The sequence below is a fragment of the Streptococcus sp. 263_SSPC genome (genome assembly GCF_001071995.1).
Lineage (GTDB): Bacteria > Bacillota > Bacilli > Lactobacillales > Aerococcaceae > Granulicatella.
Map to the genome: position 1 here is coordinate 25,063 of NZ_JVNU01000021.1, position 14,526 is coordinate 39,588.

The window sequence follows — 14,526 nt, forward strand, 5'->3', positions numbered from 1 at the left end:
ACCCCTGCTTTCTATTGAATTTTTTGACTCATCTTCATTAAACCGCATACCCATTACCATTGAAACGGTATCGATATTTTGGTCCCTTCTTTTTCATTCAAATACTCCACTAATTGGCGAACGTTTTCTGGACGATTCTTCAATTGAATGGTGACTTTCTTATTCCCGCCAAATGCAATATCAATGGCATAAGTGACACTGCTTTTTACCTTTTGGCGACGAACTTCAACATTTCGTACTTCCCGCAGCTTAATCACTCTAAAATCGTTATTATAGCAAACGAACTTGTGGTCCTTCACTAGTACTTTTAGCTTAGGATCAATAAAATCCGCATCCATTGGTAAAGCCTTCATATTTTGGGCGTATAGCGGAAACTCTTTATCAAACACCTCGTATTCTTCCCTCGATGTACGCACTCGTCTATACGCAATGTAGAAGGAGACTAACGCTAATAGAAATACAAAAAGTGTAAACCCCGTCTCCAACAATCGATTTATAAATGATGTCAAAGTTAAATAATGAAGGAAGTCCAGCGGTAGAGAGTCCCCGACCGGTAAGAGAGTTCCCTTCTTATATTGGGTCGCAAAGTCTTCCAGCAATACTGCTGGTATATGAACGGTAGTACTTCCTCTACGTCCTTTTGTCACTGCTGGCGTTACACGAACATTTAAATAAATATTGGCTTCTTTTAAAGGCTCCCAGCCCTCTGGATTCTCTTTCTTCAAGTCGAGTAATTGTTGAATGTCTTTGGCAGATGCTTGAAGCGGCGTAACCCCATTTTCATGCTTCACTAAGTAATATTCTTTTCCATCGTAAGTGAGGGCCTCTGAGTCTATATCCAACACCCGAATCGCAACAGAAGTTCCTGCATCATTCAAATGATAAATATCTCCTGCCTTATAGAGCGACTCTCCTCCTATGTATCCTTTCACGGTTCCAGAGAAAAAGAAAATCCCTAACAGAATCCAAATTAGAGCGGAACCCCAGAGAAAGATTGTTCTTCGCACGTACCCTTTATGCACCTTTATTTCCTACTTTCTATTGCTATTTTTCCAATCGTCCCTAATCTTAACTGGGACGAAGTAATTCACTTTTCGAACGAGACGATACTTTTCTTCTAGCGTCTTTCCATACGTATTTGGAACAAAGGAACGTCTTCTTGTCTTAAACATAAACTTGATTCCATAATACACACGGCGACCTGTACTCGTACGGTATAGATGAATTTCTTTTAATTCTTTTAGCGGAATCACTGTAAAATGACTTCCGTAAAAGATGAGTACTTCTTTTACGATCATCGCTTCGAATTTTTCATCGACATAGTCTGCTTTTTCTTTAAAATCTATTTGTTCCCATTCGTTATTCGGGAAGAGCGCATCTAATTTCTTAAATGCGAAATAATATTTCACCGATAATCCGATGACTTGCCCTAGCATCAGGAGAACGATTGCGACCATCGCTAGTTGGAATAAGAGGATTGGATGTGTCCAAACATCGACATCTTGGTAAAAATTAAATTGTTCAAACGTTTTAAAATCAAGCATTAGAGCTATTGCCAAGAGTACGATGCTCCCTGCAAATAACAATAAATAACCTTTCATTCGAGCAAAAATTCGTTTACACATCTATACACCTCGTCTGTATTATGTATGTATTATACTAAGTTTTTCTTTATTTGTATAGCTTTAACAGCTGAAAACACAAAAAGAGTGAGAAGAAATGGAATCCCCTCTTCTCACTCTCTTACACCTTAATGATTAAGCGTCTGCCTCTTCGCGTTTCGCTTTAATTTCATCGATTAAGCCTTGTAATTCTGCTTCGTCGAAATGATATTTTTCACCACAGAAATGACACACAACTTCTGCGCCGTGGTCTTCGTCAATCAAGTGTTGTAAGTCATCTACGCCAATCGACATTAACCCTGCGCTGAAACGTTCACGCGTGCAGCCACAATGGAATTTCACAGGCATTTCTTCTAACTCACGAATATTTTCCGAACCTAATAATCGATTTAAAATATCGCGTGGTTGTTCTTGTTGGTCAATCAATTTTGAAACCATTGGAATTTCGCTAATACGACGTTCGATTTCTGAAATCGTCGCTTCGCTTGCCCCTGGTAATAATTGAATCATAAATCCACCTGCTGCACGAACAGTTTCGTCTGGATTCACAAGAACCGACACCCCGACAGCCCCATTAATTTGTTCAGAGACTGCTAAGTAATACGTGAAGTCCATTCCGAGTTCTCCATCCACGATTGGTACTTGACCAGAGAATGGTTCTCTCATGTTTAAGTCTTTGATGACCGTAATCGTTCCGTTTGTTCCAACAACACCACGGACATCTAATTTTCCTTTGTCGTTTAACTCAAGGCTTACATGAGGATTTGTGATATAACCACGCATTTCCCCACGACCATTCGCATCGGCCATAATTTTCCCACCAGGGCCATCCCCGTTCACTTGAACCGTGATGCGTTCGTCGCCTTTTAAGCTACTTGCTAATAATTGTGTTCCGATGATTGTACGACCAAGTGCTGCTGTTGCAGAACTCCAAGTGTCGTGTCTGCGTTGCGCTTCGGCGATTGCATCTGTGGCAACCATAGCAACAGCTTTGACCTCATCATTGAACGCTAATACTTTTAATAATGAATCTGCCATTTGTCTCTCCTTTTTTAAAGGAAAAGAGCTGTGACAACAGCCTCAGCTCTCCTACCCTTTGTGTTATTCGTTTTCTGTTGGTCCTTCAAATTCGCTTGGAGCCTCAGTAACATCTGCTACTTCGACTTCTTCATGTTCTTCTGGAACCTCTTTGCCTTCAGCTTGTTCCGCATCGCGTTTTGCTAAGGCTTTTTTCGTTTCTTCAAAACTTGCCGCTTCTGTTTCGCTAGGATATTCATCTTCCGCGATTGGAGCTGGCATTTCACCTGTTTCGAAAAGTGATTTAATTGTACGTTCGTCTAATGTTTCTAATTCTAGAAGTTTTTGAGCAATTAATTCTAATTGGTCTTTATGTTCTTCAAGAATTTGAAGTGCTTTTTCATGCGCTTCTTTCATGATACGACGTACTGCATTGTCGATTTCAAAGGCCACTTGATCTGAGTAACCTTTTGTTTGACCATAGTCACGTCCGATAAATACTTGATGATTTCCTTCGTATTGAACAGTTCCTAATTCGTCCACCATTCCGTACTCTGTAATCATGCTACGAACGATACCTGTTGCTTGTTCAAAGTCGTTAGAGGCTCCTGTAGTCTTCACACCAAAGATAAATTCTTCAGCAGCACGACCACCAAGAAGTCCAACTACTTGTTCAAACAATTCTTCTTTTGTCATTAAGAAACGATCTTCTTTTGGAAGCATAATCGCATATCCGCCAGCGCGTCCACGAGGGACAATCGTTACTTTATGAACCACACGCGCATCGCTTAAGACCATACCAACAATTGTATGACCTGCTTCGTGGTAAGCCACCATTTCGCGTTCTTTCTTGCTGATTGCACGGTCTCTCTTAGCCGGACCAGCAATCACACGGTCATGTGCTTCATCCACGTCTAATGCGTCGATAGCAGTTTTATCACGACGAGCCGCTACTAAAGCTGCTTCGTTTAATAAGTTTTCAAGTTCAGCCCCAGAGAATCCTGGAGTTTGTTGCGCAATTACTTTTAAGTCCACGTCTTTTGCAAGTTTCTTGTTACGAGCGTGTACTTTCAGAATCGCTTCACGGCCTTTCACGTCTGGACGACCTACTAAGATTTGACGGTCAAAACGTCCTGGACGAAGTAAGGCTGGGTCAAGTACGTCTGAACGGTTTGTTGCGGCAATCACGATGATTCCCTCAGTTCCTTCGAACCCGTCCATTTCAACTAGTAATTGGTTTAATGTTTGTTCACGTTCGTCGTGTCCGCCGCCCATTCCGGCACCACGTTGACGACCAACTGCATCGATTTCGTCGATAAAGATAATTGCTGGAGCGTTTTTCTTCGCGTTTTCGAATAAGTCACGAACACGGCTTGCCCCAACCCCTACGAACATTTCTACGAATTCAGAACCTGAAATCGAGAAGAATGGTACGTTTGCTTCACCGGCAACGGCTTTCGCAAGAAGGGTTTTACCTGTCCCTGGAGGGCCCTCAAGAAGTACCCCTGCAGGAATACGAGCACCAAGCGCTGTAAATTTACGTGGGTCTTTTAAGAATTCAACTACTTCCACAAGCTCTTGTTTTTCTTCTTCAGCACCGGCTACATCAGAGAAGCGTACTTTTACGTTTTGTTTCTTCTGATTTGTTGCACGGCTCTTACCGAAGTTCATTGGATTGTTACGTCCGCCTTGGCCACCTTGGCTCATAAACATTGTATAGAGTAAGAACCCTAATATGCCAAGTGGTAATATGACTTGTAATAATACAGAAATCCATACGCCTGTTGAACTTTCTGGTAAAGTTTCAACCTTTGTATTTTTAGCTTGAGCCGCTTCATTGATTTCTTTAATCGTTGAGTCGTTTGGTAAGACCGTTGTTTTGAAGTTTGTGCTCTTTGTTGTACGGTTATCAAAAATAGATAAGCCATTTTGGTTTTTAGCTTCTTCTGTTGTTTGCTCTTTCGGATTTGTATATTCCCCAGTAATGGTATATACAGAATTCGAATATTGCATCTTAATATCTTTGATTTCGCCACTTTTCAGACTTTGCATAAATTCTGTGTATGAAATATCCGCTGTAGGACCTTTTTGATCCCCATTAAACATTCCAACAAAAATGACAATAGCACCGAAAATCAAGATATATAGTAAGCTAGATCTGAATATTGATCGATTGTTATTATTATTCATTTTGCCTCCCCATCTTCTTATAAAAGAAGAACGATAGTTTACTTCACTACCGTTCTATCATAACATATTTGACTTTTATTGACGAATAGTTTAACTCTTTCTTAATCTTCATAGAATTCTGGTTTTAAAACACCGATACATGGTAAGTTGCGGTAGAATTGTTTGAAGTCTAATCCGTATCCTACAACAAATTTATTAGGAACTTGAACCCCAACGTAATCTGCTTCGATGGCTTCTTCACGACGTTCTGGTTTGTCTAATAAAGTCACCACTTTTACACTTGCTGCTTGGCGGTGTTTTAATAATTCAACCACGTGTTTTAAAGTACGGCCTGTATCGATAATATCTTCCACAATAATCACGTGACGATCTTTAACACTTTGACCTAGGTCTTTTAAGATACGTACTTCGCCGCTTGATTCAAATTCATTTCCATAACTAGATACATCCATGAAATCAATTTCTAAGTTGCAGTCCATTGCGCGAACTAAATCTGCCATAAAGAAAATAGCACCCTTAAGAATACAAATGACTAACGGATCTTTACCGCGATAATCTTCCGCTAACGTAGCACCTAATTTCTTGATTGTTTCTTGTAATTGTTCTTCTGATACTAAAATTTCTGACATATCATTTTTTAACATGTGTGCACCTCGTTTTGTTTTCGTAAGATAGAATCATTTTACCAGTTTCCTCTTCAAAGAACAACGGTTGAGCATAGCGATATCCCAAAATTGCGCGAATTTTTTTCGAGGCGTCCTCCAACACCCATATTTCCTTGCGTTCTTCTAGTGGAATCTTCGAATTGATAAACCATCTTGAGAGTTTTTGATGCTTGGTTTCACCTGCATCTAGCGCGATTATGTCTCCTGGTTTTGCATGACGAATCGTCAGCGGGAAGTCCTTTGGATAGACAGGAATGGTAAACTCGGAAGCTGTCTTTCCTGTAGTGAGCAAGATTTGTTCATCTTCGTTTGGACGAATTAAGGTATCTTCCGGTTTTTCCAATACATATTCGATATTTGGAACGACTTTTTGACGTCCCTTTTCAAACGAACATTCCTCGTAACGCTTCTTGAACTTCCAGCCATTTGGGAGGTCCAGCGTGAGTTGTGCCTTGTCGGAACCAACCTTTTCTAAGATTTGCTCCATCTGCACCACAGAAATCGTCGTATCCATTTGCATCAGTACTTGTTGCAAGAGTAGTCGTTGCATTTCGATTGGTTCTTTGAGGAAGGCTTCCCGATGGAATGTGACTTTCTTCTTCCCTCTTTGGAAAAGCTGTTCTTGTTTTTCTTCTAGGATGGGCATCAAGCACGCTACAGCATCCGCAATCATCTGCGCACTCTTTTGGAAGTGGCTTCCGACATTTGGATTTTCCTCTTTTAAAAATGGGATGACATGATGACGATATCTGTTTCTTGTATAGTCATCTGATTCATTCGATTCATCTTCTAAATAAGGAACGTCATATTTCTTAGCTTCTTGATAGAGTTCTTTTTTCTCATAAGATAAGAACGGGCGTAAAATGTTCAACTCTTTTACGTAACGTTTTTCCTTCATCCCAGAAAGACCTTCCAGCGTACTTCCACGTGACCATTTCATTAAAACAGTCTCCAATTGGTCATCTTGGTGATGCGCCAATACTAAATAGTCAGCTTCATGCTTTTTTGTCACCTCGCGGAAGAAATCATACCTGAAATCACGCAACGATTTCTCAGAAGTCGTCTCTCCCTCTACTTCGTGCCAATGCCTTGTCTCGATTGAAATTTGATGAAGCTTGCAAAAACGATGAACTAGTTGTTCCTCGTCTTCTGCTTGGGCTCTCAGACCATAATTTACATGGGCCACTACGAGTCGATCTTTGGCATCGTCTCCAAAAAGAGTGATCATCGCATTCAAAAGAACCATCGAATCGACGCCCCCGGATACGGCAAGCACATATTTTTTCTCAGTATAGTTTTCTACATTTCTTCTAAAAAACGCTGTTAATTGATGTTGCATTAGCCTCTCCTTTCTGTCAAAAAAATCTCCTCCAGTTTTCACCAGAAGAGATTGATGGTTTCATTATGAACGGCGACCGCCACGGCCCCCACGTTTCCCTTCAGTGTTACGTTTCAATGAAGTTAAACGGTCTTCAGAGTCTTTCAAGAAGGAACTCATTAGAGAATCGAAATCTGTTGCTTTTGCTTGCGAAGGAGATTTCTTTTCGTATGGAGCTGAAGTTCTGCTAGCAGAGTGATTTTTCTTAAAGTCTTGAGAGTCATTACGCGGTGTGAAAGGTTTCTTTGCACGTGGTTTGTCCGCTGAATCTTCTTTTGGTTTATTAACGGCACGACGAATTGAAAGGCTAATTTTGCCATCATCCGCAATCGTCATGACTTTCACTTTAACCTCGTCTCCAACTTTTAAAACTTCTTTGATATCTTGAATGTATGAATCAGACACCTCGCTGATGTGAACAAGACCTGTCTTACGATCTCCTAAATCCACAAAAACTCCAAAATTTGTAATTCCAGTAACTTTACCAGGGATTACGTTTCCTACTTCTATTGACATATAAAAAGCGTTCCTCCTTCATTATTCCCTTTTCGATACACGCTTGACGTATCAAAAAGATTCATTGCCTAACGGTTTTGAGTCGTCACCTTAACAACAGTTTCCCCTTGTTCGACTTCTTCTTTTGCTTGTTGTGCTTTATGCTCTGCAGTGTCATTTGGCGTACTGAAGATGATTTCTCCAGTTTTGCTTAAATAATATTCACTACGTGCTAACTTCGCGATATATTCATCGCTTTGAAGAAGTTCCACTTGCTGTGTTAACGATTCTTTTTGCTTTTCAGCAACTTCTTTTTCAGCCTTTGCTTGTGCAATTTTTTGATCTAATTGATTTGCTTGGCTAAATTGGTTCCCAATCCCGACAATCATTGATCCCGAAATGGCAATCACACCGACTAAAATCAGTTTAGTCAATAGTGAGTGACTCTTGAAAACGGGAGTAGAAGGTTTTTTCTGTTTTAACTTGTTGTTCATTGAAATTACATTCGAATTTCTTTGTTGTGTTTCTTTCGTCACCTTAATTGTCTCCTTTTTTACTTATACAAACTGAGTATAACAAGAATGACGCTCATCGTCCATGGTTACACTAAGATTTTTTATAAATTTTTGTAAACTTATTTTGAACTCCCTTTTTTTGTCAAAAATTAACCCCGTCGAAAAAATCTAAAGACAAAAAATGATTCCGCAAAGACTAACGGATTCTATAATAACAGTAATGTGTTACGCATCGAATGTGAATTACGCGGAGTAGGGCTTGTACCTTACTCCGCGTTTGAAGCTTCGAAGGTGAGAGACATAAGGCTCGAACCGGTGCAACATTACAGTTATTATGAAGACATCCTTTAGGATAAGCGGAATCATTTGTTGTATATCTTTATTTTTTAGTTAACATCTTCGGTACGGAGTTTCACGCGTTTAATGACCACTTGATTTTCCGTTTCGCGAATGTAGTTTTTCAAGTTCTCGATAATGATTTCTTCGTCATTATGAATGCGAATCACGAGCTCATATTTTTCGCCATCGAGTTCGCGAGCTTCGACTTGAATCGATTGATAGTCTTCGAAGTGGCAGTAATTATAAATTGACTGCACGATGGTTGGGTCTGGAATTTCACAGTAAATATTTACTTGGCGTTGCTTCCCTTGTAAAAGAGGTTGGTATGCCAACTTTTGGACGATAACTATAATTGCGGCGCAGACAGAACCGAAGAACCAGAATCCTCCGCCAATCGCTAGTCCAATTCCGGCTGTGGCCCAAATTCCTGAAGCGGTGGTCAGTCCACTCACGCGTTTTTCACGCATGAAGATGATTCCCCCACCGATAAAGCTGATACCGCTGACTACTTGAGCAGCCACACGCGCTGTATCGTAATGCGGTGTATCAAGGAAGGCTTCTTTTGAAATAATCATCATTAAGCAAGAAGTGAGCGCCACAATCATGTGGGTTTTAACCCCTGCTTGTTTATTTCTGGAGGTACGTTCGTAACCGATGGCAAGTCCACAAATACATGAAATTAAAATCGCCAAAAAGTGACGTAATTCCATCATTGCATTAAATGGTTGAAAAAAATTAATTGCATTTAAATCCACGGTTTTCCCTCCTTATTTCTTTTAAAAAAGTACTATTTATATTACTCTCTTTTTATTTTTTTGTCAACAGAAAACGCATTCAAAACGGATAGATTTCTACATAAAAAAAAGAATACGACAAACTTGCCGTATTCTCCCATTCATTATAATTCTAAAGGCTCTTCTTTAATCAGCTTCTCTTCAAGAATCGTGAACATTTCCTTAGCGTCTTCTTTTCTCGTTGAATCCATCAACGCTTCAACCTGTACTAAGACATGTTTGTTCCCGAATTGAATCGCGATTTTATCTCCGACTTTTACGTCTGTTGAAGATTTCGCCACTTTATCATTGATAAACACACGTCCCTTGTCGGCTACTTCTTTAGCAACCGTACGGCGTTTGATTAATCGTGATACTTTTAAAAATTTATCGAGTCTCATCGTTTTCCTCTTTTCTACTAAAATTACGTAATAAAGTCTTTCCTTTTGGAATTAGTACCCATTCGCGTTTGGTGAATAAATTCCATTTCATCGTTCCTGCCAGGAAAATTCCAACTCCTATAAAGGCAAAGACGATTGAAAAGACAAAGGCCATCGTTCTTGAATCTTGCAGCCCTGCAAAATGCCATGCTCCGTATGATAATACCGAAACAATGACCGTCATGCCAAGCGCAATGCATGTAAGCAGCTGCATAAAATTCCCGTCACGTAAGACACTTGTCATAATGTCTTTTGCAAAAGCCATCATCACACCCATCATGACACAAAGCCCTAACGCTGTCGCAAGGCTGGCTCCAAGCGTTCCAAACATCGCAACGAATAAGTAGTTCGTACTTGCCTTTACTACGAGCCCTGCTGTGAGTGCCAGTAGCGTTTTTGGATATTGATGCTGACTTTGGAAAATGCCGTGTAGCGACATAATCACAGATGCAAAGAAAATACTCGTGACATAAACAAGGAGTACTGCCTGCCCCTTCGCATCTCCAAAGAGTGCGGTATTTAACCATGGCAAGATCGCAATCATCCCCATCGTTGCGACTACCGAGAACGTCATCGTCATGCGAAGAAGTGACGCAGATAGTCTCTTAAATTCTAAGTCGTGACCTTTCTTAAAGGCACGCGACAACATCGGCATATAACTGGATGAAAATCCGATTCCGACCACCATTCCTAATTGCACAAGCGGCTGTCCTCGGTCGTAAATCCCCTTGAGGTCCTTTGCCACTTCTGGAAGCACCCCTTGGTCTGTTAACACATTATACACAGAGAACGAATCCACCAATTGGAACAAGACTAAAATTGAACTGAGTAGGCAAATCGTTCCCCCTTCAAAGGCAAAGCGTTTAAAGAGATGCCCAAATGTTGGCACTTCTATTTCTACTGACGTAATCGTCAAGCCATCGAGCGAATCTTTCGTTTCTTTAACTACATAATACAACATCACGAGAATGGCAAACACTGCCGCAATCGTCGCACTCGACATCGCCCATGTGCCCATCGTGTAATAGTCTGAAATGGTACTGCCAAATAGACTCGCCACAAAGAGAATTACCGCAACACGAACGACCTGCTCCACTACTTGGGAGATGGCAGTCGGCATCATCCGGAAGCTCCCTTGGAAATAACCCCTTGTGATAACCAGAAACGGCATCAATAGAAACATCCATGAAACACTTTGGACGACTGGCAAGAGTTCAACGTCACCCATCCAGTGCGCAATCATTCCAGCCCCCAAATGGAGGAAGGCAAAAATCCCCACTCCAACGAGGCTCGCGATAACAAATAGCTGCTTCAATAATTTCTTTAAATGTGTCGACTCCAAGTATTCCGCGACTACATTGGACACGAATACCGGAAATCCCGTCAATGCAAAGGTCATGCCGATTCCATAGATAGGATACACCTGCTGATATACATAAAACCCGGTGTTGCCCACCATATTTTGGAAAGGAACTCGGTACACCGCGCTTAAAATCTTAGCAATAAACGCGGCAATCGAGAGCGCAATCGCCCCTTGCATCATCCCTTTACTATTTATCTTCTTCATGTTTTTCCTCATCGCGGGCTAAAATTTCCCCGCATGTTTTTACAAACAGTTTAACTTGCTCGAGCCATAAGTCAACAGGCTTTTGCGTAATATTTAATAAAATCTGAAGACTTTCGCCTTTGTTGGCTACTTGCGCTGGTAATTTCACTGGACCAAGCGCCTCAAAGACAGGCACCCCTTGCAAGCGAGTCGCACTTGGCGGCGCAATCGTGATCGTCACCGAATTGTCTTTCCGTTTAATCGATACGACGTCAATCTCGTTGGCGTAATGCTTAATCAGTCCAACCTCTGCTAACGCGCTGACTTCATCCGGGAAGTCACCGAAGCGGTCGATAAAGTCATCGAGCAATTCTTCATAAGCTTCCACACTATCAATCGAGCGAATGCGTTTATACATCTCGATTTTTTGACGTTCGTCTTGAATATAGCTTGCTGGAATATAGGCATCAATCTGTAAGTCGATTTCGACGGTTTCTTCGTCCGACTTCACTTCTTTACCTTGTTTCTTCAATACGGCTTCGCTTAACAATTGAGAATATAAGTCGAATCCGACCGAATCGATAAATCCGTGCTGTTGTTTTCCAAGTAGATTCCCTGCCCCACGAATCGATAAATCACGCATGGCAATCTTGAATCCAGAGCCTAGTTCTGTAAAGTCACGCATCGCTTGCAGACGCTTCTCGCTGACTTCGGTTAAGACTTTATCGGGTTGATACATAAGGTACGCATAGGCAATACGGTTTGTACGCCCAACACGTCCACGCAATTGATACAACTGCGAAAGCCCCATACGATCGGCATTTTCAATAAAGAGGGTATTGACGTTTGGAATATCCACCCCGGTTTCGATAATCGTGGTCGTCACTAACACATCGTATTCCCCTTCAATAAATTGGTAGAGAATATTCTCTAGCGTCGTCTCACTCATTTGACCGTGAATCACACCCACACGACATCCTGGAACAAGCGCTCTAAGTTCGTCCGCCTTCTTCTCAATTGTTTCGACGCGATTATATAAATAGAAGACTTGTCCGCCACGAGCCATTTCACGTTCGATGCCGTCACGAATCGTCATCGGGTTTTGTTCCATTACGAAAGTTTGAACCGGATAACGGTTTGCTGGTGGTGTCTCGATAACGGATAAATCACGCACTCCAAGCATGGACATATGCAACGTTCTTGGAATTGGTGTTGCCGTTAGCGTCAATACATCCACTTGCGATTTCAATTGTTTCAAACGTTCCTTATGCTTCACTCCAAAGCGTTGTTCTTCGTCGACAATGAGGAGTCCTAAGTCTAAAAACTGTACGTCTTTTGAAAGCAGACGGTGAGTTCCGATAACGATATCGACAGCTCCTTTACGAAGTTTCTCAATCGTTTCCTCTTGTTCTTTTTTACTACGGAAACGACTTAATAGTCCGATGGTAAATGGATAATCCGAGAAGCGTTGTACGAAATTCTCATAATGTTGCTCGGCAAGAATCGTTGTTGGCACGAGAACAGCCGCTTGTTTTCCATCCATGACTGCCTTGAAGACTGCACGCATAGCTACTTCCGTCTTCCCGTATCCAACGTCCCCGACAAGTAGACGGTCCATCGGTTTATCCTTTTGCATATCTTCCTTAATTTCCGCAACACTTCGCAGTTGGTCTTGCGTTTCTGTGTATGGGAAGGCTTGTTCGAATTCTTGTTGTTCCACCGTATCGCGGCTAAACGCATATCCTTTTTCGGCGTCACGTTTGGCATATAATTCGATGAGTTCATCAGCGATATCTTCAATCTTAGCCGTTACTTTACGTTTCGTCTTCGCCCATTCCGTACCACCCAATTTATTGAGTTTTGGAACTTTGGCATCCGACGACACATATTTTTGAACGAGCTTTATTTGAGTCACCGGAACGAATAGATTTCCGCCATCTTGGTAGTGAATCGACATGTAGTCTTGGTGGATACCGCCGATTTCGAGAGTCTCCATCCCTTGGTACACACCGACCCCGTGATTCACGTGAACCACATAGTCTCCAACAGCTAATTCGGTATAGCTCTTCAAACGTTCTGCGTTCGAGATCTTTTGATTTCGCGGAGCGCGTTTTGTGAGTTTATTGAATAATTCGCGTTCTGTTAAGATGGCAAATTTATCTTCTGGCAGCTCAAATCCATTGTGCATCTTGCCGACCATGATTTGAAGTTGCCCTTCTAGCACGGTCCCGTTTGAAATCACACTCTTAATGCCAAAATCGGCAAAGGTTTGTTCGACCTTTTGTGCGCGTTTGGCGTCATCGACTAAGACGATAACCGTCGCACCTTGTTTCTTCCAGCGGTCTGCCTCAACTTTCACCATTGGCATTTGCGAGAAGAACTGCGTCATCGTGCGTGTTGTAATCGGATGAATCGCATCAAGCGCGAGTCTTCCGAGCCCTTTTTGGAAAATGGCTAAATACGTTCTCGAGAGCGGACTTTCTTTTAACACTTTTCGTCCATCTTGAACAAGCGACAATCCAGACGCAATCGCACCCGTTTCGATATGGTGCGTCTTCCAATAGCCTGCCTCTTCTTCTAAAGTTTTACTCTTTTCAATAAAACGAGCGTAATCATCAATAATGAGGTACGCATCTTTAGAAACATAATCTAATAAGCTTGTCTTCTCTGGATAAATACATTCCAAGAAATACGTTAAGTTCGATGGAATTTCCCCATTTTCTAATTGCGCATCGATGGCTTGCTGGATATTTTTAACTTGGTCTTTTCGTTCTGGACTTTGGGCCACCTTAACGTCCTTTTCATAGAGCGCGTGGATTTTGGCTTGTGCCTTCCAGACCGCTTCCTTTTGAAGTGGCAAATCTGTGGCTGGTAAAATGCGCACTTCATTAATCACATCCATCGAACGTTGCGTCTCCGCATTAAACGCACGAATCGAGTCCACTTCTGTATCAAAGAAATCCAGACGTAGTGGATATTCTTGGTCTAATGGATAAATATCGACAATACTTCCACGAAGCGCAAATTCACCAGGAGTCGCCACCATATTTTCACGGCGATATCCTAATTCCACTAACTGTTCCACGAAGGCATCCATCGATTCAATTTCAGACCCCATCGCGAGTTCAATCGAGCTCTTCTTCCATACCGCTGCTGGCACTAAGAGCTTTTGAATCCCAGATAGCGGCACGATAACGATCCCTTTTTCACCACGACTTAAGAAATCGAGCGTGCGAATGCGTTGGCTCACCACATCTGGTGACACCACTGAGAAGTCCGCCGCAAGCGACTCTTCTACAGGGAAGAGATGTACAACCTCATCGTCATACCACTCTGATAACTCTTCGTAGGTTTGCGTTGCTTGTAAAAGCGTTGGCGTCACAATCACTAATTGCTTGTCCAATTTCTCAAACGCGCATGACTCGGCCAAGTGTTTTACAGATCCACTCAGGCCTAGCACGAGTTGACTCTCGTGTAGAGTAAGCGTATCGAACCACTCTTTAAATCCTTTCAGTTTACTAATTGTTTGGTGCAATAATTGCATAA

At 41.8% G+C, this 14,526-nt stretch carries 12 protein-coding genes; all 12 read right to left on the minus strand.

Annotated features, from left to right (window positions below; genetic code table 11):
• Positions 1–53 precede the first annotated feature (53 nt).
• The 12 genes from ADH02_RS01980 to mfd all read right to left on the minus strand — a co-directional run bounded on the left by ADH02_RS01980 (position 54) and on the right by mfd (position 14,524).
• Positions 54–878 (minus strand): hypothetical protein, encoded by an 825-nt coding sequence (locus ADH02_RS01980; protein ID WP_160312855.1) that lies wholly within the window; start codon positions 876–878, stop codon positions 54–56.
• A 153-nt stretch (positions 879–1,031) separates the two neighbouring features.
• Positions 1,032–1,625: a hypothetical protein gene (locus ADH02_RS01985; RefSeq protein ID WP_048782149.1), complete on the minus strand. Its 594-nt coding sequence runs from the start codon at positions 1,623–1,625 to the stop codon at positions 1,032–1,034.
• 132 nt (positions 1,626–1,757) lie between these two features.
• Positions 1,758–2,660, minus strand: a complete 903-nt coding sequence (hslO, locus tag ADH02_RS01990; RefSeq protein ID WP_048782151.1) for an Hsp33 family molecular chaperone HslO — start codon at positions 2,658–2,660, stop codon at positions 1,758–1,760.
• 63 nt (positions 2,661–2,723) lie between these two features.
• Entirely contained in the window at positions 2,724–4,829 is a 2,106-nt protein-coding gene (gene ftsH, locus ADH02_RS01995; RefSeq protein ID WP_048782152.1) for an ATP-dependent zinc metalloprotease FtsH, read from the minus strand.
• Positions 4,830–4,930: 101 nt separating this feature from the next.
• Positions 4,931–5,473 carry a hypoxanthine phosphoribosyltransferase gene (gene hpt, locus ADH02_RS02000; protein WP_048711725.1) on the minus strand — a complete coding sequence of 181 codons (543 nt, stop codon included), beginning with the start codon at positions 5,471–5,473 and terminating at the stop codon, positions 4,931–4,933.
• Positions 5,460–6,833 (minus strand): tRNA lysidine(34) synthetase TilS, encoded by a 1,374-nt coding sequence (gene tilS / locus ADH02_RS02005; RefSeq protein ID WP_048782154.1) that lies wholly within the window; start codon positions 6,831–6,833, stop codon positions 5,460–5,462. The genes hpt and tilS overlap by 14 nt, the downstream gene beginning before the upstream one ends.
• Positions 6,834–6,896: 63 nt before the next feature.
• Positions 6,897–7,388, minus strand: coding sequence for a S1 domain-containing RNA-binding protein (locus ADH02_RS02010; protein WP_048782156.1), 492 nt, complete (start codon positions 7,386–7,388; stop codon positions 6,897–6,899).
• A gap of 68 nt (positions 7,389–7,456) precedes the next feature.
• The gene (locus ADH02_RS02015; protein WP_048782157.1) at positions 7,457–7,903 is read right to left on the minus strand and encodes an FtsB family cell division protein; all 447 of its coding nucleotides are present in this window, start codon (positions 7,901–7,903) and stop codon (positions 7,457–7,459) included.
• A 365-nt stretch (positions 7,904–8,268) separates the two neighbouring features.
• Positions 8,269–8,976, minus strand: a complete 708-nt coding sequence (locus ADH02_RS02020) for an MgtC/SapB family protein (protein WP_082161641.1) — start codon at positions 8,974–8,976, stop codon at positions 8,269–8,271.
• 143 nt (positions 8,977–9,119) lie between these two features.
• A complete protein-coding gene (locus ADH02_RS02025; protein WP_048782159.1) occupies positions 9,120–9,395 on the minus strand; it encodes an RNA-binding S4 domain-containing protein in 276 nt (91 codons plus the stop codon).
• Entirely contained in the window at positions 9,382–11,001 is a 1,620-nt protein-coding gene (locus ADH02_RS02030) for a putative polysaccharide biosynthesis protein (protein ID WP_065427002.1), read from the minus strand. Before ADH02_RS02030 ends, ADH02_RS02025 begins: the two co-directional genes overlap by 14 nt.
• On the minus strand, positions 10,985–14,524 hold the full coding sequence (gene mfd / locus ADH02_RS02035) for a transcription-repair coupling factor (protein WP_048782163.1): 3,540 nt from the start codon (positions 14,522–14,524) through the stop codon (positions 10,985–10,987). The genes ADH02_RS02030 and mfd overlap by 17 nt, the downstream gene beginning before the upstream one ends.
• Positions 14,525–14,526 lie beyond the last annotated feature (2 nt).

What these genes read in the sequence shown, in the direction of transcription:
- ADH02_RS02025 (WP_048782159.1), bottom strand. Translation starts at nt 9,395, where the DNA reads ATGAGACTCGATAAATTTTTAAAAGTATCACGATTAATCAAACGCCGT.
- ftsH (WP_048782152.1), bottom strand. Translation starts at nt 4,829, where the DNA reads ATGAATAATAATAACAATCGATCAATATTCAGATCTAGCTTACTATAT.
- tilS (WP_048782154.1), bottom strand. Translation starts at nt 6,833, where the DNA reads ATGCAACATCAATTAACAGCGTTTTTTAGAAGAAATGTAGAAAACTAT.
- hslO (WP_048782151.1), bottom strand. Translation starts at nt 2,660, where the DNA reads ATGGCAGATTCATTATTAAAAGTATTAGCGTTCAATGATGAGGTCAAA.
- ADH02_RS02010 (WP_048782156.1), bottom strand. Translation starts at nt 7,388, where the DNA reads ATGTCAATAGAAGTAGGAAACGTAATCCCTGGTAAAGTTACTGGAATT.
- hpt (WP_048711725.1), bottom strand. Translation starts at nt 5,473, where the DNA reads ATGTTAAAAAATGATATGTCAGAAATTTTAGTATCAGAAGAACAATTA.
- ADH02_RS01985 (WP_048782149.1), bottom strand. Translation starts at nt 1,625, where the DNA reads ATGTGTAAACGAATTTTTGCTCGAATGAAAGGTTATTTATTGTTATTT.
- mfd (WP_048782163.1), bottom strand. Translation starts at nt 14,524, where the DNA reads ATGCAATTATTGCACCAAACAATTAGTAAACTGAAAGGATTTAAAGAG.
- ADH02_RS02030 (WP_065427002.1), bottom strand. Translation starts at nt 11,001, where the DNA reads ATGAAGAAGATAAATAGTAAAGGGATGATGCAAGGGGCGATTGCGCTC.